Annotated in this window: 23 protein-coding genes; 9 read left to right on the top strand and 14 right to left on the bottom strand. The window is 64.9% G+C overall.

The genetic code is table 11. The features are described 5' to 3' along the window. The 3 genes from C475_RS18290 to C475_RS18300 form a co-directional block, all read left to right on the top strand. Positions 1 to 1,551: NADH-quinone oxidoreductase subunit D (locus tag C475_RS18290; protein ID WP_006885361.1), on the top strand; the 1,551-nt coding region annotated here is incomplete at its 5' end. An 8-nt stretch (positions 1,552 to 1,559) separates the two neighbouring features. Next, entirely contained in the window at positions 1,560 to 2,618 is a 1,059-nt protein-coding gene (locus tag C475_RS18295; RefSeq protein ID WP_049930919.1) for a complex I subunit 1/NuoH family protein, read from the top strand. Between the two features lie 34 nt (positions 2,619 to 2,652). Then, a complete protein-coding gene (locus C475_RS18300; protein WP_006885363.1) occupies positions 2,653 to 3,114 on the top strand; it encodes a NuoI/complex I 23 kDa subunit family protein in 462 nt (153 codons plus the stop codon). A 49-nt stretch (positions 3,115 to 3,163) separates the two neighbouring features. On the opposite strand, the gene C475_RS18305 is transcribed toward C475_RS18300, so the two are convergent. Continuing rightward, positions 3,164 to 3,964 (bottom strand): hypothetical protein, encoded by an 801-nt coding sequence (locus C475_RS18305; RefSeq protein ID WP_006885364.1) that lies wholly within the window; start codon positions 3,962 to 3,964, stop codon positions 3,164 to 3,166. Between the two features lies 1 nt (position 3,965). Continuing rightward, positions 3,966 to 4,382, bottom strand: a complete 417-nt coding sequence (locus C475_RS18310) for a hypothetical protein (RefSeq protein ID WP_152436490.1) — start codon at positions 4,380 to 4,382, stop codon at positions 3,966 to 3,968. A 362-nt stretch (positions 4,383 to 4,744) separates the two neighbouring features. Here C475_RS18310 and C475_RS18315 point away from each other — a divergent pair, with 362 nt between their 5' ends. Together C475_RS18315 and C475_RS18320 are read left to right on the top strand one after the other, a co-directional pair. Continuing rightward, on the top strand, positions 4,745 to 5,275 hold the full coding sequence (locus C475_RS18315; RefSeq protein ID WP_006885366.1) for an HTH domain-containing protein: 531 nt from the start codon (positions 4,745 to 4,747) through the stop codon (positions 5,273 to 5,275). A gap of 169 nt (positions 5,276 to 5,444) precedes the next feature. Beyond that, positions 5,445 to 5,648 (top strand): hypothetical protein, encoded by a 204-nt coding sequence (locus tag C475_RS18320; protein ID WP_006885367.1) that lies wholly within the window; start codon positions 5,445 to 5,447, stop codon positions 5,646 to 5,648. A gap of 528 nt (positions 5,649 to 6,176) precedes the next feature. Here the strand turns inward: C475_RS18320 and acs are convergent. Further along, entirely contained in the window at positions 6,177 to 8,177 is a 2,001-nt protein-coding gene (gene acs, locus C475_RS18325) for an acetate--CoA ligase (protein WP_006885368.1), read from the bottom strand. 142 nt (positions 8,178 to 8,319) lie between these two features. On the opposite strand from acs, the gene C475_RS18330 reads away from it, so the two are divergent. Beyond that, complete coding sequence (locus C475_RS18330; RefSeq protein ID WP_006885369.1) at positions 8,320 to 9,291, top strand: ABC transporter ATP-binding protein; 972 nt, start codon at positions 8,320 to 8,322, stop codon at positions 9,289 to 9,291. After that, on the top strand, positions 9,288 to 10,145 hold the full coding sequence (locus C475_RS18335; protein ID WP_006885370.1) for an ABC transporter permease: 858 nt from the start codon (positions 9,288 to 9,290) through the stop codon (positions 10,143 to 10,145). Before C475_RS18330 ends, C475_RS18335 begins: the two co-directional genes overlap by 4 nt. A 54-nt stretch (positions 10,146 to 10,199) precedes the next feature. On the opposite strand, the gene C475_RS18340 is transcribed toward C475_RS18335, so the two are convergent. From C475_RS18340 to C475_RS18370, 8 genes are all read right to left on the bottom strand, one after another. Further along, a complete protein-coding gene (locus tag C475_RS18340; protein WP_006885371.1) occupies positions 10,200 to 11,900 on the bottom strand; it encodes an acyl-CoA mutase large subunit family protein in 1,701 nt (566 codons plus the stop codon). Between the two features lie 434 nt (positions 11,901 to 12,334). After that, positions 12,335 to 13,246 carry a hypothetical protein gene (locus tag C475_RS18345; protein ID WP_235728479.1) on the bottom strand — a complete coding sequence of 304 codons (912 nt, stop codon included), beginning with the start codon at positions 13,244 to 13,246 and terminating at the stop codon, positions 12,335 to 12,337. Between the two features lie 521 nt (positions 13,247 to 13,767). After that, positions 13,768 to 13,917, bottom strand: a complete 150-nt coding sequence (locus tag C475_RS24015) for a hypothetical protein (RefSeq protein ID WP_161625214.1) — start codon at positions 13,915 to 13,917, stop codon at positions 13,768 to 13,770. A 65-nt stretch (positions 13,918 to 13,982) separates the two neighbouring features. Beyond that, entirely contained in the window at positions 13,983 to 14,774 is a 792-nt protein-coding gene (locus C475_RS18350; protein WP_006885373.1) for a CBS domain-containing protein, read from the bottom strand. A 116-nt stretch (positions 14,775 to 14,890) separates the two neighbouring features. Beyond that, a complete protein-coding gene (locus C475_RS18355) occupies positions 14,891 to 16,474 on the bottom strand; it encodes a DHH family phosphoesterase (protein ID WP_006885374.1) in 1,584 nt (527 codons plus the stop codon). 124 nt (positions 16,475 to 16,598) lie between these two features. Further along, positions 16,599 to 16,994 (bottom strand): hypothetical protein, encoded by a 396-nt coding sequence (locus C475_RS18360; protein ID WP_006885375.1) that lies wholly within the window; start codon positions 16,992 to 16,994, stop codon positions 16,599 to 16,601. 79 nt (positions 16,995 to 17,073) lie between these two features. Continuing rightward, positions 17,074 to 17,502 carry an HTH-type transcriptional regulator LrpA1 gene (lrpA1, locus tag C475_RS18365; RefSeq protein WP_006885376.1) on the bottom strand — a complete coding sequence of 143 codons (429 nt, stop codon included), beginning with the start codon at positions 17,500 to 17,502 and terminating at the stop codon, positions 17,074 to 17,076. Between the two features lie 93 nt (positions 17,503 to 17,595). After that, complete coding sequence (locus tag C475_RS18370) at positions 17,596 to 17,832, bottom strand: HTH domain-containing protein (protein WP_006885377.1); 237 nt, start codon at positions 17,830 to 17,832, stop codon at positions 17,596 to 17,598. 308 nt (positions 17,833 to 18,140) lie between these two features. Between C475_RS18370 and C475_RS18375 the strand changes: the two genes are divergently transcribed. Continuing rightward, on the top strand, positions 18,141 to 19,838 hold the full coding sequence (locus C475_RS18375) for a hypothetical protein (protein ID WP_152436491.1): 1,698 nt from the start codon (positions 18,141 to 18,143) through the stop codon (positions 19,836 to 19,838). Positions 19,839 to 19,980: 142 nt separating this feature from the next. Here the strand turns inward: C475_RS18375 and C475_RS24495 are convergent, their stop codons facing one another. After that, positions 19,981 to 20,145, bottom strand: a complete 165-nt coding sequence (locus tag C475_RS24495; protein WP_006885379.1) for a hypothetical protein — start codon at positions 20,143 to 20,145, stop codon at positions 19,981 to 19,983. 178 nt (positions 20,146 to 20,323) lie between these two features. On the opposite strand from C475_RS24495, the gene C475_RS18380 reads away from it, so the two are divergent. Next, positions 20,324 to 20,533 carry a hypothetical protein gene (locus C475_RS18380; RefSeq protein WP_006885380.1) on the top strand — a complete coding sequence of 70 codons (210 nt, stop codon included), beginning with the start codon at positions 20,324 to 20,326 and terminating at the stop codon, positions 20,531 to 20,533. A 92-nt stretch (positions 20,534 to 20,625) separates the two neighbouring features. Here the strand turns inward: C475_RS18380 and C475_RS18385 are convergent, their stop codons facing one another. Next, complete coding sequence (locus tag C475_RS18385) at positions 20,626 to 21,471, bottom strand: sugar phosphate isomerase/epimerase family protein (protein WP_006885381.1); 846 nt, start codon at positions 21,469 to 21,471, stop codon at positions 20,626 to 20,628. A gap of 120 nt (positions 21,472 to 21,591) precedes the next feature. Then, positions 21,592 to 22,839 carry a Hint domain-containing protein gene (locus C475_RS18390; RefSeq protein WP_006885382.1) on the bottom strand — a complete coding sequence of 416 codons (1,248 nt, stop codon included), beginning with the start codon at positions 22,837 to 22,839 and terminating at the stop codon, positions 21,592 to 21,594. Positions 22,840 to 24,905 lie beyond the last annotated feature (2,066 nt).

Genomic DNA, 24,905 nt, shown 5'->3' on the forward strand with positions numbered 1-24,905 from the left:
ATCAGAGATGTGTATAAGAGACAGGTACAGGACGCCCTTTTCCCCCTCCGTGACGAGGCGGGCTTCGACCACTGTTCGTCGGTCACCGCACAGGAGTACGACGACCGCTACGAGTCGATCTACCACCTCAAGAAGTACGACGACCCCACCCAGGAGGTGTCGGTCGTCGTCCCCACGCCGAAAGACGATCCGGTCAGCCAGACCGCCGAACCGGTCTACCGCACGGCCGACTGGCACGAGCGTGAGGCCTACGACCTCGTCGGGATCGACTACGAGGGCCACCCGGACATGCGGCGCATCCTCCTGCCCGAGACCTGGCAGGGCCATCCGCTCTCCCAGGACTTCAGCGGCGAGGAGCCGCAGGTCGTCACGCTGCGCGAGCACGCGAACCCGCTCCAGGAGGACCACCGCGGGCAGGACGACACGGACACGATGTTCCTCAACATCGGTCCCCACCACCCGGCGACCCACGGCGTGCTCCACATCGAGACGGTGCTGGACGGCGAGCAGGTCGCCGACCTGGACCCCGACATCGGCTACCTCCACCGCTGCGAGGAGCAGATGTGCCAGCAGGGCACCTACCGCCACCAGATCATGCCCTACCCCGACCGGTGGGACTACATCTCGGCGGGCATCCTCAACGAGTGGGCGTACGCCCGCGCGGCCGAGGACATGGCGGACATCGAGGTGCCCGAGTACGCGCAGGTCGTCCGGACGATGTCCGCGGAGCTGTGCCGGATCGCGAGCCACATGCTCGCGCTGGCGACGTTCGCGCTGGACATCTACGGCGACTTCACCGCGATCTTCATGTACGCCATCCGCGACCGCGAGGTCGTCCAGGACATCCTCGAGGACCTGACCGGGCAGCGGCTGATGTTCAACTACCTGCGGCTGGGCGGCGTCGCGTGGGACCTGCCCGAGCCCCGCGAGGAGTTCTTCGAGAAGATCCGCGACTTCGTCGACGAGCTCCCCGAGCGGCTCGGCGAGTACCACGACATGATCACCTCCAACGAGATCCTCCAGATGCGGACGGTCGACACGGGCGTCCTGCCGCCGGAGGAGGCCAAGTCCTACGGTGCGACGGGGCCAGTCGCTCGCGGGTCGGGCATCGACTACGACCTGCGACGGGACGACCCCTACGGCTACTACGACCAGCTCGACTGGGACGTGGTCACCGAAGACGGCTGCGACAACTTCGCGCGCCTGCTCTGCCGGATGCGCGAGGTCGAGCAGTCCGCCCGCATCATCGAGCAGTGCGTCGACCTGCTAGAGGACTGGCCGGAAGACGAGCGGGAGATCCAGTCGAACGTTCCGCGCACGCTGCGCCCGGACCCCGACACGGAGATCTACCGGGCCGTCGAGGGCGCCAAGGGCGAACTCGGCATCTACATGCGCTCGGACGGGACGGACAAGCCCGCTCGCTTCAAGATCCGCAGTCCGTGCTTCTCGAACCTCCAGACCCTGCCGGTCATGTCCGAGGGTGAGTACATCCCGGACATGATCGCCTCGCTCGGCAGCCTCGACATCGTCCTCGGGGAGGTCGACCGGTAATGGCGCCGCTGCAGTCCGCGACGCCGTTCCCGAAGATCATCGCCGACCTGCTCGGCCTCGACATCAACGAGACGTGGGTCATCATCGTGACGAGCATCGCCGCCGCGGGCGTCATCGCGACGGTCCTGCTGTCGATGACCGCCGTGCTCGGCATCTGGGGCAAGCGGAAGATCACCGCCGCGTTCACGGACCGCATCGCGGTCAACCGCCACGGGCCCTACGGCCTGCTGATCATTCCGGCCGACGCAGTGCGGCTGCTCTCGAAGGAGCTCATCGTTCCCGAAGACGTCGACCGCCCGGCCTGGGACCTGGCGCCGCTGGTCATCGCCAGTTCGGCGCTGCTGGGCTTCGCGGTCATTCCCTTCGGGAACAACCTGCAGCTGGCCGACCCCGAGACGGGGCTGGCCTACGTGTTCGCGGTCGCGTCGATCGCCTCCGGTGGCCTGCTGATGGCCGGCTACGCGTCGAACAACAAGTTCTCGTTTCTCGGCGGGCTGCGCGCGGTCGCGCAGAACCTCGCCTACGAGATCCCGCTGGTGCTGACGGGCGCGTCGGTGGTCATCTTCGCCGGCTCGCTACAGATGTCGACTATCGTCGAGATGCAGCGCCAGACGCTGGTGAACCTCGGCGGGATCCCGATCCCGTCGTGGTACGCGTTCGTCAACCCCTTCGCGTTCGTCCTGTTCCTGATCGCGAACCTGGCGGAGGTCGGGCGCAACCCGTTCGACATCCCGGAGGCGCCGACGGAGATCGTCGCCGGCTACCAGACGGAGTACTCTTCGGTGTACTTCGTGCTCATCTACCTCGGCGAGTTCATCCACATCTTCCTCGGCGGTGCGATCATCGCGACGATCTTCCTCGGCGGCGCCTCGGGGCCGGTACTCCCGGGCGTCGTCTGGTTCTTCCTGAAGATGATCTCCGTCTACCTGTTCACGCAGTGGGCTCGGTCGGCGATCCCCCGGCTGCGTATCGACCAGCTCATCCAGGTCGGCTGGAAGGGCATGCTCGTCCTTTCGTTCGCCAACCTGATCCTGACCGCGGTCATCGTCGGGGTGGTCAACGCATGACCTCGACACCGGTGACCCGCGGAGGTGACCCCCAATGATAGGCATCCTCAAGTCGATGGCAACGACGATGAAACACGCGCTCGACGGCGAGACGTTCACCGTCGAGTATCCCGAGACTCCGCCGGAAGTGAGTCCGCGCTTCCGTGGCGTCCACAAGTTCAGCCAGGAGCGCTGCATCTGGTGTCGCCAGTGCGAAAACGTCTGTCCGAACGACACCATCCAGATCGTCACCGACGACCAGCGCAACGGCGAACAGTACAACCTCCACATCGGCCAGTGCATCTACTGTCGCCTGTGCGAGGAGGTCTGTCCCGTCGACGCCATCCTGCTGACGCAGAACTTCGAGTGGACCGCCGACACCAAAGACGAGTTCGTCCTCGACAAGGAACAGCTCAAGAACGTTCCCTGGTACAAGGACATCGACCCGCTGGAGTCGCGCGAGCCGGACCGCGGCGGGTGGATCGGCGAGGGCGACGGCGAAGTCGACTATCAGTAACGCGGCGTTCGCTTTCTTCTCCGCGCGTGTGCCGGTTTCGAACGACGGCTCAGTGGACGGCCAGCGACCCGCTCCGGTGGAACGTGACGGCGATCCCGTCGTGGACGAACGACACCGTCTCCCCGGCGTCCCCGTCCAGCGTCGCGACGAGGCGCATGGGGTCGATGGCGTCGACGACGCCGGCGACAGTCGCGTCGCTCACGGTCGCCGTCTCCGAGACGAGGTCGACCACGGCTCTCTCGACGCTGATCGGCGCCTGCCAGCCGTCGCCGGACTCCGGGAGCAGGTACACCGAGTCGAGGTCGTCGGCGACCACGCCACTGAGGTCGCTCGCGACGGTGTACTCGACCGTGACGGGTTCGGAGACGGTGTCGACTTCGGAGTCGTCCCCGGACGGCCCCCCCGATTCGACGCCGTTCGTCCGGTCGATGGCGTCGGAGAACTCGTCATCGGTCGGGGACGGGCCGACGGCGACGGTACCGCCGTCGGAGACCGCACCGGTGGCGTGCCCGGCGGACGGGGATGCGGCCGTGCCCGGTCCCGGGGCCGCTCGGTCGTGACGTGGCCGTTCGGAGGGGTCCGGGCCGCCGAGCGAAGGTGGCAGGAGGAGTTCGTCCTCGAACTCCCTGGCCGCCGAGCGCAGTCGCGACTCGGCGGCGTCGCCCAGCATGTCCACGTATCGCCGAGCCAGCGTGTCGACGGCGGCCCGCTTGTCGTCGCCGATCTCGGTGACGGTGCCGTCGTCGTCGACGGCGATACCGCCGATCGAGCGGGCGATGTCGACCGCCGAGGGCCCGAGCATCGACCGCTGGGTCTCGATGAGCCGTCCCGCGAGGTGTTCGTAACTCATGTCAGGTGGTGGTCGCGCTGTTGATGGTCTCGTAAAGCATGTAGAACCCTGCGAGCAGGAGGATCGTCACGACGAGGTTGACGGTGCTGCCGAAGCGAGCCGGCGGTCCCTGGATCTGTGCGAGCTGGGAGGCGCCGTTCAACAGCTGCCAGGTGCTGAACAGTATCACGCCGCCGCTCACCGTGTATATCGCCTTCCCGATCTCCCCGCCGTACATCCGCGCCGCGAGGACGGCGAAGCTCACTGCGGCGATAGAGAGCATCACCTGTGCGATCTCGCTCGTGGCGAAAAAGATATCCGGCGACTGCGACTGGACCACCGGTGCCCCCATGGCGGTTCCGGCGACGGTCGACCCCACCGCGGTACCCCCGAGCACCGCGAGTCCGGTTCGCCGTAGCAATCGATTCGTGTGCGTCATCCACTGGTGGGTGGCGGGCGCCCGTCTTAACCGCCGGCGGTCGTTCACCGTTTTCAGATCCGATACTCCGACTGCCGCGGGTCGAACGGGTCGCTCCGAAAGAGGGGTGCCGAACGAACGGGATCGACACGGGGCACCGAACCGACCGCGGAGACGTACTCGGATCGATTGTTTTGAACAGTCTCTCTGATTATTTTAGTTGATATCGTAGGAACCGGTTCGAGACCGTCCCTCTGGGATGGCCCCCCGGGCGTGATCCGAGAACGCGTGAGTGGTCCCGCCGCTGCGCTCGCGATGCCCCCGAGCGCAAAAAGCGGGTTGACCCAAATATCGATAGGGCTGCGGCCCGGATACGGTAGTAGATGAGTGCAGATTCCCTCGACCTGTACGAGACCCAGCGGCGGACGCTGACAGTGCTGGTCAACGAGTATCAACAGCGCGACTCACCGGTGAACTCGAGCGTCCTCGCCGAGCGGATGGACAGAACGCCGGGGACGATCAGGAACAAGATGCCCCAGCTGGAATCGCTGGGTCTGGTCGAGGGCGTCGCGGGCCCGACCGGCGGGTACGAACCGACCGAGAAGGCGTTCCGGGTGCTGGACCGAGATCCGGACACCGACCGCGAGTCGGTGACGGTCGCCCACGGCTTCGAGCGCGTCGACGCGACCGTCGAGAGCGTCTCCTTCACGAACGTGAATCACCCGTCGGACTGCCGGGCGTGGATCGAGTTCCAGACCGCCCTGCCCTCCGTCGACGTCGGCGACCCCATCGCGGTCGGGCCGACCGCCCAGGCGGGGCTCGTCGTCGCCGGTGAAGTCCACACCACGAACGACACCGGCAACCGGATATCGATCGTCGTCAGCGGGATAGAAGCGCCGGTCACCGACGAGTGACGGACGGTCCTCGCTGGCGACGGCAATAAATCACGAACATTTATTATATATGCCGTCCTCGACTGGGGTAGACAGATGTCACGGACGACGTTCGTAGTAGCAGTACGCTGATTCTCTCCCCTCGACAGCGTCGTCCAGTTCGCCGACCGCCTTCGACATCACACAGCAGATGAGCACACACGCGACCCCCGAGACCCGAGACGCACCGACAGCCGAGAGTCCGACCGACGAAACTACGACCGGACGGGAGCGAGACGCGGACGAGCCCGCACCGATAGAGCCGTTCGACGCCCACGACGCGGCGGCGACGTTCGGCTCTTCGACCGAGCGGCTGCCCAACACGGTCGACGCGGAGAACAAGTACCTGGGCTGACCCGACTCCGACCGGACTACGCGACGAGGAGAGCGACCGTGACGACGACCAGCGACGCCTTGAGGGAGATGTTCGGGTCCGTCTCGAACGCCTGTTCCACGAAGAGCCGTGCGCCGTCGATCCTGTTCATCTCGATCGGCTAGAGGCGGTCGAGACGGAAAAGTCCAGATCGTGTCAGCGAGATTTACTTCCGAGACCGCAGAGACCGTCGCGAGCGTGCCTCGCCCGTTTAGTCCGCCAGGAGAGCTTGCTCTCCTCAGTCCTCGTTCGCTCCACTCACGAGGAACACGAGAGTCGCCAACGTCAGAGTGAGCTCTGACGGTGTTTTCGCCCATGTTTTTGCTGTCCGGGTTCCCGCAGTGAGCGGAGTCGTTCGAAAGAGCGCTACGCGCTCTTTCGTCATGAGCGTGGGACTCACGGAGTCCCACGGACCTGCGAACGGGCGCGCAGCGTCCGTGAGCAGATGACGAGAGAGCTTTGCTCTCTCGGACCACGACCGAGGAAACCCGGACGGGAAAAAGATGGTTCCTAGTCGTCGCCGTGGACTTGATCGCGGATCTCCTCGGGGACCGACGGGTCGCGCAGCGTGGTGGTGTTCCCGAGTTCGTCACCGTTGGAGATGTTCTCCAGGAGGCGACGCATGATCTTGCCCGAGCGGGTCTTCGGGAGGTCCTCGACGAAGACGACGCGGTCGGGCCGGGCGAACTTGCCGATCTCCTCCTCGACCGCCTCGATGATGCGGTCGCGGACTTCCTCGTTGCTGGCGGAGACGCCTTCGCGGACGACGACGTACACGTCGGGCACCTCGCCCTTCTCGTCGTGGTCGCGTGCGGCGACTGCGGCCTCGGCCACGTCCTGCACCTCCGAGACGGCGGATTCGAGTTCCATCGTCCCGAGGCGGTGCCCGGCGACGTTCATGACGTCGTCCAGGCGGCCGAGGACGCGGAAGTAGCCGTCGTCCTCGTGGACGGCGCCGTCGCCGGCCTTGTACACCCAGTCCTCGGGGTCGTCGCTGTCGGTGTCGGAGAAGTCCCGCCAGTACTCGTCGATGAATCGCTCGTCGTTGCCGTAGACGGTCTGGAGCATCCCCGGCCAGGGCTTCTCGATGACGAGGTTGCCGGCCTTGCCGCTGGCGGGCGCCATCGGCTCACCGGTGTCGTCGTACAGCGCCGGCTGGATACCCGGCGCGGGCAGGCCGGCCGAGCCGGGTTTCATGTCCTTCAGCGCGGGCAGGTTTGTGATGAGGTGGCCGCCGGTCTCGGTCTGCCACCACGTGTCGACGATGACGGCGTCCTCGTCGCCGATGTGCTTGTAGTACCACAGCCACGCCTCGGGCTGGATGGGCTCGCCGACGGTGGTCATGTGTCGGAAGTCGAAGTCGTACTCGTCGACGTAGTCGGCGCCCCACTTCATGAACATCCGAACCGCCGTCGGGGAAGTGTGGAAGATGTCCACGTCGTAGCGCTCGGCGATCTCCCAGATACGACCCTTGTGGGGGTGGTCCGGGGTGTCCTCGTACATCACCGAAGTGGTCCCGAGGGCGAGCGGGCCGTAGACGATGTAGGAGTGACCGGTGATCCACCCGATGTCGGCGGCGCACCAGTAGGTGTCCTCGGGCTTGATATCCAGCACGTGCTTGCTGGTCGCGGTGACGTAGGACATGTAGCCGCCGGTGCGGTGCTGACAGCCCTTGGGCTGGCCCGTCGTTCCCGAAGTGTACATGAGGAACAGCGGGTCCTCTGCGTCACGGGAGACCGGGTCGACGCGGGCGCGTTCGTTCTCCGCGAGCAGGTCGTCGGCCAGCACGTACGGGTCGTCGCCGTCGATCTCGACGTCCTCGTGGAGCTCGTCGTGGCGCGTCCAGAGGACGACGCTGTCCACGTCGGACTCGGCCAGTTCCAGGGCCTCGTCACACTTCTCCTTGTGGTTGAGGAACTCGCCGCGGCGGTAGTAGCCGTCGCAGGTGACGACCACGTCCGAGTCGGCGTCGTCGATGCGGTCGGCCAGCGCCTGGGCGGAGAAGCCGGCGAACACCTCCGAGTGGGGCGCGCCGATGCGGGCACAGGCCAGCATCGTCACCGGCAGGGCCGGCAGCATCGGGAGGTGGCAGGTGACCACGTCGTCCTCCTCGACGCCCACGTCCCGCAGCGACGCCGCGGTGGCGTTGACCCGGTTGTACAGGTCCTGATAGGTGATCGTCTGGCGCTCGTCGCTGTCGGTGCCCTCCCAGATGAACGCCGCCTGGTTCTTGCGCTCGTCGAGGTGGCGGTCGATGCAGTTGTAGGAGGCGTTGAGCTGGCCGCCGGAGAACCACTCGTAGAACGGTGGGTTCGAGTCGTCGAGGACCTCGTCCCAGTGTTCGTCCCAGTCGAGCAGTTCGGCGTACTCCTCGAAGGCCTCGGGATAGTTCTCGTCGAAGCGGTCGTAGATGTCGGGGTCGCTGACGTTGGCCTGACCGACGAAGTCGGTCGGTGGTCGGAAGTACTCCTGTTCTGTCAGCCGCGACTCCAGTGGGGATTCGTCAGACATGCTCTGGTTCCTCTCGGTACGCCGTTCTCGTGTCTCCCGTATCAATTTAATCCAGTCGACCGTGATCGATCCCCGGTACGCTTATCAGCCGCCCGAGAGATCTCGATCACGAGCGCGGTTCCCGCCGTCTCCCCCTCCATCCATGTCCGCAATCGAGATCTCGAACCTGACCAAGCGGTTCGGCGACGTGACCGCCCTCGACGACCTGTCGTTTTCGGTCCCCGAGGGCGAGATATTCGGCTTCCTCGGCCCGAACGGCGCCGGGAAGTCGACGACGATCAACGTACTGCTCGGGTTCACCCAGCCCTCCGCCGGATCGGCCCGCGTGTTCGGCCACGACGCCCAGGCCGAGAGCAAGGCGATCCGCCAGCGCACGGGCGCGCTGCTGGAGGGCTACGGCGTCTACGATCGGATCACCGCCCGCGAACACGTCGAGCGGGCTATCCGCGCGAAAGGGGCCGACGACGACCCCGACGAGATCCTCGAACGCGTCGGCATCCCGGAGACCGCCGACCGGAAGGCCGGCGGCTTCTCGAAGGGGATGGCCCAGCGGATGGCCATCGGCATGGCGCTCGTCGGCGACCCGGACCTGCTCGTCCTCGACGAACCGTCGACGGGGCTGGACCCCAACGGCACCCGCGAACTGCGCGACGTGATCCGCGAGGAGAACCGCCGCGGCGCGACCGTCTTCTTCTCCAGCCACCTCATTGACCAGGTCGAGGCGGTCTGCGACCGCGTCGGCATCCTCAAGGACGGGAAGATGGTCACCGAGGGCAGCGTCACGGACCTGCGCGCCCAGCTCGACGCCGCGACCGTCACCGTCACCGTCGAGCGCGCCCCGCCGGAGTCGCTGCTCTCCGAACTCCGCGGGATCGACGGCGTCGAGGAGGTCGAGGCGACCGACAATCAGGTCCTCGTCTCCGCCCGCGGGGGTGACGCGAAGCTGCGGGCGCTGAACCGCGTCGAGCGGGCCGGCGTCGGCTTCGCGGACTTCACGACCGACGACCCGTCGCTGGAGGAGATATTCGAAGTGGCGACGCTCGGCCCGCGCGAGGGGCGCGGCGGCCGCGGGGGTCGCGCTCCCGCCGAGCCGTCCGCGGAGGGTGAGCTATGACCTGGCGAACCGTCATGAGCGACGACCTGCTGGGTGTCCGGCGGTCGCGACTGGGCCAGGGCGTCGCGGCGACCGTCTTCCTCGTCACCGCGGGGATCGCCATCCTCGTCGCGCTCGCGGACTTCTGGTCGCCCGGAAGCCAGCCACCATCGTTCGATACGATCATGCTCCTCATCGGGAGCATGCTCTCGCTGATCCTTCCGTTCATCGCGATGCTCGGCAGCTACGGCGCGATCATCGGGGAACGCGAGAGCGGGTCGGTCCGGTTCCTGCTCGGGCTGCCGAACTCCCGGTTCGACGCCTACCTGGGGAAGTACCTCAGCCGGTCGCTGCTGCTTTCGGCCGCGACGGCGCTCGGCTTGCTGGTCGTCGCCGCCGTCGGCTTCGGAATCCTCCGCCAGCCCGACGCCGTCGCGTTCCTCCTGTTCGCCGTCGCGACGCTGGCGTTCGGGCTGCTGTTCGTCGGCGTCGGTCTCGCTCTCTCGGCGGTGCTGGATTCGGAGACCCAGGTCACGACCGGGATCATCTCCACCTACGTTCTCTTCCGCGGCCTGTGGCTCGTCATGCAGTGGGCCGGCCTCTACCTCACCCGTCCCGACGGCGAACTGGGTCTCAGACCGTACCCCGAGTGGTACTTCTACCTCGGCCGGCTGGATCCGCTCAACGCCTACGTGAAGGTCGTGAACGTGCTGTTCAACGAGGACCAGTTCCACCCGCTGATCACCAACCCGCAGGCGGGCGAACTCGACTATCTCGCCGTCTCCGAGTGGTACGCCGTCGCCGCGCTGGCCGTCTGGCTGGTCGTCGTCCCCGTCGTCGGCTACCTCCTGTTCGTGAACAAGGACGTGCTGTAGGAATCCGTTCGCCGGAGTTGGGCTCGTCGAACGGCCGAACGCACGGCTCCTCGATCAGGCGACGCCGATCGACTCCCGATAGCTGCCGTGATGGGCCTCGAAGAGGTCCATGATCTCGCCCATCGTCACGTAGGTCTTAACCGCGTCGACGATAGCGGGCATCACGTTCTCGTCGCTCTCGATGCCGTCGTCGAGGGCGGTCAGGGCGTCCTCGACCGCTTCGTCGTCGCGCTCGGCTTTCACCTCGGCGAGCCGCGAGCGCTGTTTCTCCTGGACCTCCTCGTCGACTCGCAGGATCTCCGCTTCGGTGTCCTCGGCGACCGTGTAGGCGTTGACGCCGACGACGACCTCTTCGCCGTCCTCGACGCGCTCCTGGTACTCGTAGGCCGAGTCCCCGATCTCCCGGTGGAAGTAGCCCTCGTCGATGCCCGCTAGCACGCCCTCGCGCATCGATCCGTCGCCCATCTCGCGGATCGCCTCGATGTACGCCATCGCCGCCGCCTCGATCTCGTCGGTCAGCGCCTCGACGGCGAAACTGCCGCCCAGCGGATCGACGATGTCGGCCGCGCCGGACTCCTCGGCGATGATCTGCTGGGTGCGCAGGGCGACCCGTACCGCGTCCTCGCTCGGCAGGGCTAGCGCCTCGTCGAAGCTGTTGGTGTGGAGACTCTGGGTGCCGCCCAGTACCCCGGCGAGCGCCTGAATCGTCACCCGGACCACGTTGTTGAGCGGCTGTTGGGCGGTCAGCGACTGGCCCGCCGTCTGGGTGTGGAACTTCATCGCCTTGCTCGCGTCGCTCTCGGCGCCGTACCACTCCTCGACCAGCCGCGCCCAGATCCGCCGGCCCGCGCGGAACTTCGCGACCTCCTCGAAGATAGCGTTGTGGGAGTTGAAGAAAAAGGACAGTTGCGGGGCGAACTCGTCGACGTCGAGCCCGCGCTCGCGGCAGGCCTCGACGTAGGCCAGTCCGTCGGCGAGCGTGAAGGCGAGCTCTTGGATCGCCGTCGACCCCGCTTCGCGGATGTGATAGCCCGACACCGAGATCGGTTTGAACTTCGGCGTCTGTTCGACGGCGAACTCGACGGTGTCGACGACGATATCGAGGGATGGACGGGGCGGGACGACCCACTCCTTCTGGGCGATGAACTCCTTGAGCATGTCGTTCTGCAGCGTCCCCCGGATCTCCTCGCGGGGAACCCCCTGCTGGTCGGCGATGGCGACGTACATCGCGTAGATCACCGGCGCGCTGGGGTTGATAGTAAAGGATGTAGAGACCTCGCCGATGTCGATACCGTCGAAGATGATCTCCATGTCCCGCAGCGTGTCGACGGCCACGCCCTCCCGGCCGACTTCGCCGTCGCTCATCGGGTCGTCGCTGTCCAGGCCCATCAGCGACGGCATGTCGAAGGCCGTCGAGAGGCCCGTCTGGCCCTCCTCGATGAGGTAATGGAAGCGCTCGTTGGTCTCGCTCGGCGTCCCGAAGCCGGCGAACTGCCGCATCGTCCACGTCCGACCGCGGTACATCGTCGGGTAGACCCCGCGGGTGTAGGGCGGCTCGCCCGGAAAGCCCAGGTCCTCGTCGTAGTCCAGATCCGCCACGTCCTCGGGCGTGTAGAGCCGGTCGACCTCGTGGTTCGACACCGTCGCGAACCGCTCGGAGCGCTCGCCGTAGCCGTCGAGGACGGGGTCGAGCGTCTCGGACTCCCACTCCTCGCGGGCCTCGCGGATCGCCGCGAGGTCGTCGTCGTCGAACATGCTCGCAAATATTGCCGGAGCGCGCATAAGGGTTCGGGGGAGGTGGATCCCCGCGTTCAGTCTCGCGTGGGTGTCAGTATCACCACTACTTGTTTTTTCACAAGATATTCATATATCACTGGGATAATTCGCTGCATGGTACCGTTTAAAACGTTATCAGAGGGCGATTGGGAGAGTGGTGATCTCCTAACAGCTGCGCTTCTCGTGGGAGGCCTCGGACTTGCTAGCTATGGAAGTTATACCCACTTCACGGTCGCCGCACAGGTGAGAACCGGACGGTGCGATGGCTGTGCGCCATGGCATCCCCTCTTCGTTCTCGCCCCACTCGTCGTCGGCATTTCCTTCGTTCTGGTTGCAGGATATCTACTCTACCAGCGATAACGAGATGCCCTATACTGCTCGCGACGAAGAGGCGACGCGGAACGTCCGTTCGACTACTTCAGCCCCTTCGTAGCGAGATGGAACTCGAAGACGGTCTCCATCCCCGCGATCAGCGCGTCGACGTCGACACTTTCGGCGTCGGCGTCGCGCGAGCGCACGTCGTCGTGGATCCGCTGCCAGCGGCGGCGAAACCGGTCCTCCAGGCCGCTCTCGCGGATCGATTCGACGACGGCGTCGGGGTCGTCAGCCGCGGCCACCGCCTCGGGTGAGACGACGTCGCCCTCGATGGCGGCGACGACCGGGCCCGCCGAGAAGTCGCCCTCGAACACCTCCCGCTCCCAGGTGGTGAGCCAGTTACCGATGCGGGCCATCTCCTGAAGGTCCCAGAGCGTGTCGCGGACGCTCCCCAGGTCCCGGCGGTCGAACGACGGCGAGAACATCAGGTCCACGTCCGCGTAGGAGAACAGCACCATGTTGTGTGCGTCGTAGCGGGTCGCGCCCGTCAGGTTCGCCATGTGCGGGGTGTCGCTGACGAGCGCGCTGTACTCCATGGCGTCGGCGGTCTGGCGGAAGTCGTAGGCGAACAGGTCGGCGAACTCCCCGCGCCGCGGCGCCTCGGCGAGGCCGTCCTCGAACTCGGTCCACAGGCGCTCGACGAACGCGAACGTCTCGGCGCCGACGGCCGCCCGCTCGGGGTCGGCCGGGACCGTGTCGCAGGCCAACCGGCGCGTCTCCCGGAAAGTCGCCCGGTCGCCGTGGTGTTCGACCAGGTCGTCCAGCACCGTCACGTACATCGTCAGGATCGTCTTCTGCTCGCGGACGTGCGCGGCGTGGCACTCCTCGACGGTCGAAAGCGTGAACGACGGGGCGAGCGCGTAGAACCACCGCCAGAGGAACCGGTCGCGCTCCTCGAAGTGGCGCTCGTAGGCGTCCGCCAGCGACGCGACGCGGTCCGGCAGAGTCACGTCGCGAACCGCTCGCAGACACTCCCCGTGGTCGCCGTCCGACTTCGGGACCGTGGCCGCCACGGTCACCGCCCCCCGTACGACGGCCTTACCCGGTCGGAACGCCTGGTATAACGTCGTCCTACGGTCGGTGTATCGGTCGATTCGGTGCGGTAGAGCGAGTGCCGGGCGGTCGGGCCGGTCCGCGATGCGGCCGGACGAGAAGGGGTACCCAAACCCGGGCTGGTCTGGGCGGGTGTCCGCGACATGACCGAGTAAGACCGAGCTAGTGGCAAAACGGTTCCTGCGACTCGGTGGACGGACGCGTGGGATTTCGTACCGGATGCTCGGGGGTAGTTGCGGGACGGCGGCGCCGAGACAGGACGGCGGGCGCGTCGGTGGCGAGCGGTCGACCGCCCCGTAAACGGTCGTAATCCCGGCTTACCGACGCGGTGAGCCGGCCGAACGGCGGTGCCAGAGCGAACGGACTCCGGATCGCGCTCAGTAGTGGCCCATCAGTCCCTGGCGCCGGGCCCGCGCGCTCATCGACTGGAAGGCCCGTAGCCGAGGCCGACGTAGACGACGGCGGTCCCGACCAGCAGCGCGAGGTCGCCGGTCGGGAGTTCCCAGAGGCGGAGCCCCTCCTCCATCGCCCGGGTGAGCAGGTAGCTCCCCTGTCGGATTCCTCCCACGACTAAAGTCGTGGGCTTCCTCCTTGCATCTCTGTGACGGTCACGGACGGCCCCGATGCCGACGCTCAGTCCTGGAGCCGCTTGGTCTTCTGGACGAGCGGGTGGTGGGCGTAGTCGACGACCGCGATGTCGTCGATGGAGTACAGATCCTCCTTCTGGGCGGTCTTGGCCATCCCCAGGTCCACCCGTTCGGAGAGGACGATGACGTAGGCGTCCATCTCGTCGATGCCGAGGCGAGCGGCGGCCTTGACGCGGTGGTGGCCGTCGGCCAGCAACAGGTCGCCGTCGTTATCGATGACCACGAGCGGTTCGGCCAGCCCGCGGTCGAGTTCGTATCGCCGCCCCTCCAGTTCGTCGGCGTACACCTTCGCCTGGGTCGGCGTCAGTTCGGCCAGCGCGACCTGTCGCCGTTCCTGGCTGACGGCGACGCCGTGGATGTTCTCCAGGGTCTGCATCAGGTTGTCCACCTTCCCCGGGGTCGCGCGCTCGATCTGCGAGCGGATCACGTCGGCGTTGGAGATGATGCCGACGAGGTTGCCGGTGTCGTCGACGACCGGGAGCTTCTGGATGCCCGACCGGAGGATGACGCGGGCGGCGTCGTCGATGTCCATCTCCGGGTGCGCGACGAGGAGGTCGTCGCTCATCACTTTGAAGATGGGCTCGTGGTCCGGCTGTTGCAGCAGGTCCCGCGCGCTGACGAACCCCTCGACGTGACGGCCGTCGGTGACCGGGAAGCCGCTGTGTTCCGTGCTCCCGGCGATGCGCGCGGCCACGTCGCCGACGGTATCGTCCGGCGACACCGTGTCCACCTCGCGAGTCATGTAGTCTTTCACCGTCAGCGCTCCCTCCTCGACCATTGCCCGGAAGTCGGCGTCCGCTACCCAAAAACACACCGGCTCCAGCACGGTGGCGACGCCGCCGGCCGTCGGCGACGCCCACCGACGGCGCCGCCCACCGACGGCGCCGCCCGCCGTTACCGCGACTCGCCGTCCGCCGGGTCGTCGTCGGTCGCGTCCGCTTGGTCCGAGTCGTCGTCGCCGTCTCCGGCTCGGTCGCTCCCCACTGCGGCGCCGGCGATCCGCTCGAGCGACAGCGGTTCGCCCGGCCCGGTCCCGTGGTAGTCGTCGGGGTAGAGCCCCGTCAGGACGCGGTGGTTCCGCGACCCCATCGCGTCGAGGAAGCGGTCGGTCACGATGGCGTCGAGGATCTCCGACAGCGACTCGTCGTCGGCGTCGATAGCGTCCAGCAGCCCCAGCGAGATCTGCGCGCCGGCCATGTCGGCGTGGCCACCGGCGCTCCCGATCTGTCCGAAGGCGTCCCGGAGCGTCTCGCCCAGGTCGAGGTCGGTCCCTCGCGCCCGCGCCGAGACGTAGATCGTCCCGTCCATGATGCCGTAGACGAGCGTCGTCGTCACGTCTTCGAGGTCGAGCAGGCGGTCGGCCGCCTGTGCGAGCGCGTCCCGGTCCGTGAGCTCACCGACGCCCGACAGCAGCGCCGGTCCGTGGCGCTGACGGCCGCTGATCGCCCGCGCGATGGTGTCCAGCGTGTCCGCGCTCATGCTCGGCGACTCGATGCGGTCGAGCGTCCCCGCGTCGGCGTGCGGGACGAGATACGCCGTCGCCTCGAAGTCCGCGACGCTCACCTCGCGCGTGTACTCGTCGGTGTCGATCCGGATGCCAAAGAGCAGCCCCGTCGCCACCTCGCGGCTCGGCGTGATGTCCAGCGTCCGCAGGTAGTCGACCAGCAGCGTACTCGTCGCGCCCACGTCGCTGCGCAGGTCGACGAACCGCGCCTCGACGGGGTACCGGGGCGGGTGGTGGTCGATCACGATATCGACGGCCGTCTCCTCGGGCAGTCCGTCGTTGACCCCCGGCCGCGAGTGGTCGACCAGCGCCACGCCGTCGTACGCCGCCAGGTCCGCCCCCGGTTCGAGGCGCGACAGGTCGAACTCCAGCAGGTTGACGAACGCGCGGTTCTCCTGGTGGGTGATGTTCCCGAAGTAACACACGTCGGCCTCGACGCCGGTCGCCTCGGCGATCCGTGCCAGCGCCACCGCGCTGGCGATGGCGTCCGGGTCGGGGTTGTCGTGAGTGACGATCGCGAGCCGTCCCTCGACGTCCCGGAGCGCCGCCGTCAGCTTCCGCGTCCGGAGTCCGTCGTCACCGACCCGGTCGTCCAGCCAGTCGGTCGTGGCGACCCGCGCGTCGACCAGTTCGTCGGCGGCCGCCGCCAGCGCCGCCCGCTGGTCGTCGGTCGCCTCGGCCGGCACGTACGCCAGCACGAACGCGTCGGGGTAGACCGACGCCGTCGCCTCCGCGGCCGCCACGTTCGTTTCAGGGTTCGCCGTCGCCACGGCGACCGTGTCCGGCCGCCGGCACCCCCGGAGCACGGCCTCGTCCGTCGGGTCGCCCACCTCGGCGACGACGCCCTCCTCGCGGAGGGTCCGAACCGCGTTCTCGTCGTCGGCCAGCACCGCCAGCCGGCTGCGTCGCTCGCGCAACTCGGCGACGAGCGACCCCGCCAGCGATCCGGTCCCCAGCACCAGGCGGGCGGTCATACCGTCCTCTCGGGGAACGGCGCGTAAAAATCCACCTCTACCGTCTTTTCGTTCGCCGGTCGCCTCCCAGCCCTGTGGCGCGCGGGCACTGCCCGAGGGGCGAACCGACCCAACGCGGTCGCGGTCAGCTCTGTGCCCACTCGACCGCCGCATCGAGGTCGCCGAACGTGTCGACTTCCGCACCGGACACGTCCACGTTCGCCGCCACCGCCATGGCCGTAGTGCCCTCGGAGACGAATCCGATCCGGTCGACGTCGGTGTGCTTGCCGTTGGCCGACCACTCTCGGCCCATGTACTCCTGGGTCTCCTTACCGAGGTTCGTGTCGTCACCGAAGACCGCGATCGTCGCGTCGATGTCCCCGCGACCGCCGCGTTCGCGGTAGTGCGTGCTGGCCGCTTCGAGGTCTTCGTCGGCAAATCCACGCCAGCCTTCCATGAACCAAATCCCCACGTCGTCGACCTGTTCGAACTCCCACTCGTAGTCTGCCGGGTCCGGAATCGAATCGGGTGCTTTCGACATGGATCGATAGACGGGTGGTATAATAATGATGGATGGTCCTAACTACGTAGGTGGCGGTCGCTGCCGGGCGGCCACCGACTCATTTCAGCCGTTCCTGGAGGAACGAGGGGTGGGCGGCGGTGACGCCCTCGATATCCTTGATCGTCGACTCGATCACGTCGCCGACGGCGTCGCCGTCGGGCCCGCGCACCTCGGCCATCAGCATGTGGTCCCCGCTGGAGGTGTACAGCTTCTCGATCGCCGCGATCTCCTTCAGCTCGCGGACGGCCTCCACGTAGCGGCCGCTATCGACGTCCATCCCGACGAGGGCGATGGATTGGCCAGGGAGTTTCTTCGGGTCCACGTCTGCGGAGTAGCCGACGATCACCTCCTCGTCCTCCAGGCGCTGGATGTACTTGCGGACGGTGGGTTTGGATACCTCGACCCGATCCGCGATCTCGGCGTAGGAGGCCTGGGCGTCCTCCTCCAACACGGAGAGGATGCGTTCTTCCGTCGATTCGGCGCTCATACGCCATAATTTGCTACCGCGCGAAAAATATCTTCCGAAACCACAAACCGTCACGAACGGAGCGGCGATCCCTCACGGGTCCCGCCCAGCGGGTCACCCGTCCATGCGGACCGGGATCCACCAGACGCGACTGCGGCCGCCGACCTTCTTGCTGGTCACGTCGGTTTCGTCCTGCAGGTCGTGCAACCGGTTGAGCGCGGTACGGCGGGAACAGCCCAACTGTTCAGCCACCTCGCTCGCGGTGAGCGGCTCCGCGTAGTCGGTGCGGTCGCGGAACACCTCGATCACGTCCGATTCCGTGTACTGGGTCTCGCGGCCGGGGTCGACCATACGGTTCGTTGGGTCGCTCGGCTCTTAGGGGTTCCTACGAGGGAACCGGGTTTCGAGATCCGTCGTGCCGTCGTCACTCGGTCGGACGTGGACCACATACCGCGATGATCGACTACTGGACGGCGGCACTGCTCGCGGGACCGTTGCTGGTCTGCGTCGGCGGTATCGGTCTCGGCTGCGACGTCTATCTGTTCGCCGCGGGTGGCGGATCCGGTATCGCGTTGATCACTCTACTGATCGGTGTCGCCCGAATGTCACGCTCTAACCGTTCCCAACGTTTAAGTCGATTCGTTCGAGGTTGTGAGGACATGTATCGGATATTACTTGTCGTACTGTTACTCTTAGTCAGCGGCTGTAGCTTCCTCGGTGCGGGGGGTCAGTCCGGGGTGCCGGACCAGCCGTCCCCCGAAGTGACGACCGCCGCGACCCCCTCGACGACGCCGACGCACCAGCCGACTGCCGAAGGCGGCCGCCAGCCGACGACTACGACGCAGCGTCCGACCGCGACGCCCAGCCCTACGGCGGTCCCGGACTCCGACGGCGACGGGCTCAACGACGCTCGCGAGCGCGAGCTGGGGACGGACCCGGACCGCGTCGACACGGACGACGATCGATTGAACGACAGCAGGGAACTGGCGGTGGGAACCGATCCGACGACGGCCGATACCGAAGGTGACGGACTGTCAGACGGAGTGGAGGTTCTGGAGTACGGGACGAACGGGACCGTCGTCGATACCGACGACGACGGCCTGACCGATAGAGAGGAAGTCGAGGACCACGGCTCCGACCCGCTGGCCGTCCACTCGGACGACGACGACATCGCCGACGCCACCGAAGTCGACGAGTACGGTACCGACCCGACGGCGATCGACTCGGACGGCGACGAGTTGAACGACACTGCGGAGATCAGCGTCCACGAGACCGATCCCGCGGCCGCGGACACGGACGATGACCGCCTCAACGACGGCGCGGAACTTGAGCATGGGACCGATCCGACCGCGGCCGACACCGACGGCGACGGACTGGACGATTATCGGGAGCTCAACACGTATGAGTCCGACCCGACAGCGGTCGACACCGACGGCGACGGACTGGCCGACGGAACCGAGGCCCGGGAGTACCGGACCAACCCGGCGTCGGTCGACACCGACGAAGACGGACTCAACGACACCGTCGAGTTGCGGCGGTACAACACCGATCCCACTGACGTACACTCCGATAGCGACACGCTGAACGACTCGGCCGAGATCGAGATCTACGGGACCGCGCCGGCGTATCAGGACACCGATGGCGATTCGATCCCCGATGGAGTCGAGGTGAACATGACCAGTCGGTTCCCCGATGCCGACCCGCTGGAGAAGGACATCTACCTCGAACTCGACTACAAGACGAAACTCGCCGATCGGGATGTCGAAGCGATGGAACAGCGGTTCAGAGACGCGTCGGTGAACACGACGACCGGCGTCGATGCGGTTTTCGAAAACGGGACGGTCGACGAGTCACAAGTCCGGGACGGTATCGACCTCCACGTCTACTTCGACGATGAACTGGAGTGTGATGGAACGACCGAACCGCCCCAAGAAGTTCCCGGAACGATCGATCGCGGCTGTTCCGGTGGTGGGCACGACAACGTTGGCTACTATTACGGTCGGATCGTCGAGGAGGTGAACGTTCCTGATAACGGTATGGAAGAGGCCGGTTTCGCGACGACCGACTCGTTCTACGCCGCGGACCAGTCTCGCTCGGACGTGACGACGCCTGTTGTCATGCACGAACTGGGGCACGTCCTCGGTATCTACGCCGCCGGTGTCGACTCGCACGAGTTCGACCACGACGAGTATCCCAGTGTCATGAACTACAACTCGCCTGTCACGTTCCTCGGATACTCGGACGGGACGAACGGAGACGACGATCACGACGATTGGGCGGAGATCGGAGCCCGACTCTCGCGGCGGCCATACACCGATCCGTATCAGATCAGGGACCAGACGGACGAGCGAGAGTAATCCACCTGTCATAAAGAGTGCTGTGAGTGTTCCGGCGACGAGCCCGTCTGCCCTGGATGGTCGTCACCGGACCGGTATCCGTCGTCGCGCTGCTGGACCTGCTGGTCGATGTCGCCGCTGTCACCCCGACGTTGCGGTAGCGCTAGTCACACCTACCGGTCGCTCGGGGATCGGAGTCGTCCGAGAGGAAGACGCCGTTCTGGTCCGGATAGAAATACACATTCAACGCCCGAAGTGCGCCGGCATAGTCCGCAAGTATGACGAACACAAACGCGACCATGGCGGGGAGGAGGTACTGGAGGGGCACTATTGGACTCGTATCATCATCGGCTGCGAAAGGGATGCCGGTCGTCACTCGACCGCCCGCGTGACGACGGTGAGCCGGACCCGTTCGCGGTCGGTCGTTACTGTGAGGTCGTAGCCGACGGCGAGAACGAGGGTTCGGAAACGGGGTCTTTACTGGCTGCCATGCTGACGGATTCGATATGCCCGCCCGGTTGGATCCCGACTTCCCGCTGTTTCTCGGTGGGATGCTCGCAGCTATCTGTGCTGCTGTTGCAGCGATGATCTATGTCGTTGCCCTTCCGGGGTCGCCTGCAGTCGCGCTGGCGTACGGATTCGGCGCTTTGGGGCTCACGTTCCTCGGTATCGGGTGCCTGGCGGCGCTGGGGCTCTGGGTCTATCGCCACTGGTAACCCGATTCTGATTTTGGAGACACCACCCTCTCGGATTCACGAACACGGAGAGGGCTGATCGGGGGGCAGCGAAATACTGTGCGGGTGCCGGTTCACTCGGCACCGAGCGATTCGAGGTATTCCCGGCTCGCAACGAGGTTGTCCTCGCCGGCGATCTCCAGTGTCGCGTGTTCGAGGTGTGGGCTGTCCGCTAGTGTCCGGTAGACGCCCTCGATGTCGACGACGCCATCGCCGAGCGGAATGGGGCTCATGCCACAGCCGTACTCCTCGCCGCGACGCGCTTCCCAGTCGGCTGGGAGGTCCTTCCAGTGGACGTGCCGGATGCGGTCGTGGAACCGTTCGGCGAATGCGACGGGATCGGCGCCGCCGAGCCAGGTGTTGCCGGTATCGAGATTGACTCCTACGGTTTCGGGGTGACCCAGTTCATCGAGGACGGTTTCCATCCCCTCGATCGGATCGGTCAGTTCCCCGTGCGGTTCGATAAGCAGTTCCACGTCAAGTGACTCCGCAAGTCGGACCGGCTCGTGGAGTTTCTCCGCCACGACTAAGGCTTGTTCGTCACGAGAGAGCCCTTCGCCCCACTCGGTCTTGGGCTCGCCCTCGGTCGTAATGACGTGGTCAACGCCCATGCCGTCCGCCAGACGGATGGCTTTCATGACCTCCTCTGTCGCGTAGCGCCCGGGCGCCGAGGGGTCGAGGAGGTTCGCGTGCGCGCACACTGACGTGACGCTCAGTCCGCGCTCCTCGAACAGGCGCTTGACATCGTCGGGATTGTCGTCGAGGCTGACGGAGGCCGCGAACCCAAACTCTCGACCGAGCAACCCACCCGGGTGGTTGTCAGTTACGTCGGCATACTCGAAGCCCATTTCTGCGACCCTATCCAACTGGTGGTCGATCGTCTCGAACGGATCGACGACGGCGAAACAGCCGATTTTCATGGTAGTGACTCCGTGAGACGCCACCTAGAACTGTTGTTCTATGGACAAAAGGGTCTTCTGGCGACTTGAACCCGAATCGCAGTCCTGACGGTAACAGTCGTCTCCAATCGCGATGGAACCTTACGCTACCCCACTCACTCCCGTCCACTGAAAGACGCCGTTCCGGCCAGCCAACACCGACGGATAGTCGGCGACAGTCAGTCGGTAGAGGTCCCCCTGATACGGCACGTACTGGACGTGCCGCGATGATTGAAACCCATCGTTCACCGCTCGACCGCGCACTCGCCAGGTGCCGCGTCGGATCGAGCGCCGCGGCTTCAGGCCGAGTTCGACGTGGAGTCGACACACCTGTGCGGCGAGTTGGTCACTTGTCGTATAGTAGGTCTCGTCGCCATCCGCATCGCCTGCGAGTAGGGTCTCGTAGAGCAGTTGCTGTTGGTCCGGTGCGACCCGCCAGATTAGTGACGGTAAGTGTTTGTCGTGGCACTCAGTTCCACACAGCGACCGAAATAGTCGGCCGAAAACCGTCGACGAGAATGAGAATGCCTGGTCGTCGGCCCTTCCGAGCAACCCCATCCGTTCGAGGAGTGTGCGAATCGCCGGCCGGTGGTCGGGATCCTGTTGTGCGATCTGTATCCGGATGGTATCGCTGGTCGTCGAATCACTTGCACTTCCTTCCGTAACGAACCACCCCAGAAATTCGATGAAATCGTCTCCGTCAAACCGATACGGCCGTCGATGGCAGTTCGGTCCGGCGTGGATGGTCACTTCCGTCGCGATCGCCTCGATATCGGTCCGATATCGCTCGAACGTTTCCGGGTCGAAAAAGTATCCAAAATGTGAGCTTCGCCGTATCGGCTCACACCCATCTGGAAGTTTTCGCCGCACGGTGTGACCATGTACGTCCGTCGCGGCACACATCTCGTAGTCGTCGAGAAACTCAGTGATGTCTACCTCCCCAAGCCGTTCTCCCGGGATCGTTCGCCACTCGTTGCTGAGCTTGTAGTATTCGAACGCGTCGAGATTCCGTGCCGTTCGAATTTCCAGATCGTCCTGTCCCTTTGTCCGGCAGATCATTCGGTGATCTGGGTGGACAAGAAAGTCACACCGTCTCGTTTCGAGTGCAACGAGGTCGTCCTCGTAGGCGACCTGCTGGACGTTCGTTACCGGTTTCAACTTCGCCAGTTGCGTCGTCAGGTCGAGCGTGTAGACGAGATCGCCCGGAGCGAGATCCGCCACCGCAACCGGGCCCGTTGCCGTGATGACTTCCGTCTCCGGCGTGAACCCGCCGGCCGCCAGCTCGCAGGAGCCTGTTGTGGTTTCTTGGAACGATTCGTCCCCGTGTTCTCCGGCGATTTCGGTCGACATAGGGGGGCACTCCCTCGTGCCCCGATAAAAACTATCGTCGGGGCCGGCAGGTGGGGGACGCTGCCTATGGTGCGGGGCTTGCGTCGCCCGCAGCGCTCCGATCTTAGTGCCTCGGTTTAGGATTCGTATCCGTTCTCGGTAGTGCGGTAACTGAGANGGGGGACGCTGCCTATGGTGCGGGGCTTGCGTCGCCCGCAGCGCTCCGATCTTAGTGCCTCGGTTTAGGATTCGTATCCGTTCTCGGTAGTGCGGTAACTGAGAGCCATCGAACACCCGCTGTTTCAGTGGTGGGGCTGAGTGACAGCACTGCTCACCATTGTGCCCAACTAAACGGGAAGGGAATCGGTGGTCTATTTCACGACGGATCGAGCCGGTTGTGATGTGGTCTTATTCTGAGTATTATACATCTATCGGCGGCCCATTGCGTCTCTGTCTCCAAGGCCAACGGGCAGAGACTTCGGATCCAATCGGGAATAGTATGTCTCAGAACAGGCGTGATATCTTGGAATAATTGAATCTGAGGGTACGGTCGATCGGATAGCTCATCACCCTACATCATTTGCAGATTTTGATTGGTTGTGGCATAGCCAAGCGTATCTCTTGGGCGCGGCTTGAGTGGTGCCAAATATATCGGATATTAAACCAAAACGTGTCCGTAGTCTCTGCGTGGAGACCGTTCCGAACGGTGCCTCGATATCGGCTACAGCTGCGACAACAATTCAAATATTGTAAATATTCTTGAGCAAGAGTTTTCCGGGATTGAACCACTCCTGCTACACCACCAACGCAGCCATCTCACGGTAATTGTTTGACGCTATCGCTGCACCCACTTGATTTCATCAGATGTGGAAATATTGCAGCCTAAGTGATGTCTTCGGCGATATCATACCAGCGCGCCGGCCGCTATTGTATTCGACGGATAGACCCAAGCGAGACTAGTTGTCGGATTCGCGGACGTGAAGCCAGCCAGGGCCTGCCAGCCGGGCTGAACGGGTGGATATCGGGGCGCTAAGAGAGTGGAACTTCCATCCATTTTGAGACACATACGCAATCCGGAACGGATCAGACATAGCGTGTAAGCAGTTCTACGACTAAGTATGACGGATTTCGGGGGTTAGATAACCCACAGAATGACCGATTCTAGATGGGTTTCGCAGGCTGGGGGCCTCCCCCGGTCGCTCAGCATTCCGCGATATCCACGGGTATCAGCCCTGGCAGCCCCATTCGTCGAACGACAACTCGAATCCATCTAGTCGCGATCCAGTTGGACACACGCCATTAATAGCGGTGATTTGCCCAGGGTGTACCTGTCGAAATCACCGATATGAAACGGATGTATCTGCGAAAATCCGAATTGTGACCCCCTTGAGGGCTCGTACACACACCGACGACACCTGCTCGCAACCCGGTAGCCGGCCCGTCGGGCCAGTGCTGTGGCGGGCAGAAATCGATCCCGGTCAGCGCGAATACGTCAAGGACCGTAAATACCGGCCCGGGAACAGTAGCGCCGTGGCGGCCATCGGGAATACCCGTGTCGTTCACTTGGCGTGGCTTCAAATCTAATCAAATCGATATATGTAGAGGACACGCCTCGAAGCGCACACGCTCTCGTTACACATATCAGACTCACTATTTGAATCTCCGTGGCACTCAGTCGTCGCTGGTCCGACGCGAGTCGTGTCTCAGTGACCACACGCGGAGGGCGAAAATATTATTTGATAACTGTCATTACGTTTCCGACACCCAGATCTGTCTTTCCAACCCCGTCTGTCACGACCTGCGCGACGAACTCTTCGAACGATGACATTCACTACTATCCAAGCAGCGCGGCTAGGTGGTCCGCACCGAAGCGGGTAGTCGGTGACGGGCCTCGCTGGATTGCGGTCGACGCGACGACGCTTCAAGATGCGTCCTGATACGCCCCAGGCTTTGGGCACCAGGACACACTTGGTACGATACCCACGTGTTCCGAGACCGTAATCATCGGCCATACTTGTAGTCGGGAAAACAAATATATGCAATCGGTAAGTTTGTCGGTGCCATGGGGTCACTACACCGGATTGGGG

This window comes from Halosimplex carlsbadense 2-9-1, from assembly GCF_000337455.1.
Lineage (GTDB): Archaea > Halobacteriota > Halobacteria > Halobacteriales > Haloarculaceae > Halosimplex > Halosimplex carlsbadense.

What these genes read in the sequence shown, in the direction of transcription:
- C475_RS18355 (WP_006885374.1), bottom strand. Translation starts at nt 16,474, where the DNA reads ATGACCGCCCGCCTGGTGCTGGGGACCGGATCGCTGGCGGGGTCGCTC.
- C475_RS18305 (WP_006885364.1), bottom strand. Translation starts at nt 3,964, where the DNA reads ATGAGTTACGAACACCTCGCGGGACGGCTCATCGAGACCCAGCGGTCG.
- C475_RS18300 (WP_006885363.1), top strand. Translation starts at nt 2,653, where the DNA reads ATGATAGGCATCCTCAAGTCGATGGCAACGACGATGAAACACGCGCTC.
- C475_RS18310 (WP_152436490.1), bottom strand. Translation starts at nt 4,382, where the DNA reads ATGACGCACACGAATCGATTGCTACGGCGAACCGGACTCGCGGTGCTC.
- C475_RS18335 (WP_006885370.1), top strand. Translation starts at nt 9,288, where the DNA reads ATGACCTGGCGAACCGTCATGAGCGACGACCTGCTGGGTGTCCGGCGG.
- lrpA1 (WP_006885376.1), bottom strand. Translation starts at nt 17,502, where the DNA reads ATGAGCGCCGAATCGACGGAAGAACGCATCCTCTCCGTGTTGGAGGAG.
- C475_RS18375 (WP_152436491.1), top strand. Translation starts at nt 18,141, where the DNA reads ATGTATCGGATATTACTTGTCGTACTGTTACTCTTAGTCAGCGGCTGT.
- C475_RS18320 (WP_006885367.1), top strand. Translation starts at nt 5,445, where the DNA reads ATGAGCACACACGCGACCCCCGAGACCCGAGACGCACCGACAGCCGAG.
- C475_RS18330 (WP_006885369.1), top strand. Translation starts at nt 8,320, where the DNA reads ATGTCCGCAATCGAGATCTCGAACCTGACCAAGCGGTTCGGCGACGTG.
- acs (WP_006885368.1), bottom strand. Translation starts at nt 8,177, where the DNA reads ATGTCTGACGAATCCCCACTGGAGTCGCGGCTGACAGAACAGGAGTAC.
- C475_RS18390 (WP_006885382.1), bottom strand. Translation starts at nt 22,839, where the DNA reads ATGTCGACCGAAATCGCCGGAGAACACGGGGACGAATCGTTCCAAGAA.
- C475_RS18385 (WP_006885381.1), bottom strand. Translation starts at nt 21,471, where the DNA reads ATGAAAATCGGCTGTTTCGCCGTCGTCGATCCGTTCGAGACGATCGAC.
- C475_RS18370 (WP_006885377.1), bottom strand. Translation starts at nt 17,832, where the DNA reads ATGGTCGACCCCGGCCGCGAGACCCAGTACACGGAATCGGACGTGATC.
- C475_RS18350 (WP_006885373.1), bottom strand. Translation starts at nt 14,774, where the DNA reads ATGGTCGAGGAGGGAGCGCTGACGGTGAAAGACTACATGACTCGCGAG.
- C475_RS18340 (WP_006885371.1), bottom strand. Translation starts at nt 11,900, where the DNA reads ATGTTCGACGACGACGACCTCGCGGCGATCCGCGAGGCCCGCGAGGAG.
- C475_RS18380 (WP_006885380.1), top strand. Translation starts at nt 20,324, where the DNA reads ATGCCCGCCCGGTTGGATCCCGACTTCCCGCTGTTTCTCGGTGGGATG.
- C475_RS18315 (WP_006885366.1), top strand. Translation starts at nt 4,745, where the DNA reads ATGAGTGCAGATTCCCTCGACCTGTACGAGACCCAGCGGCGGACGCTG.
- C475_RS18360 (WP_006885375.1), bottom strand. Translation starts at nt 16,994, where the DNA reads ATGTCGAAAGCACCCGATTCGATTCCGGACCCGGCAGACTACGAGTGG.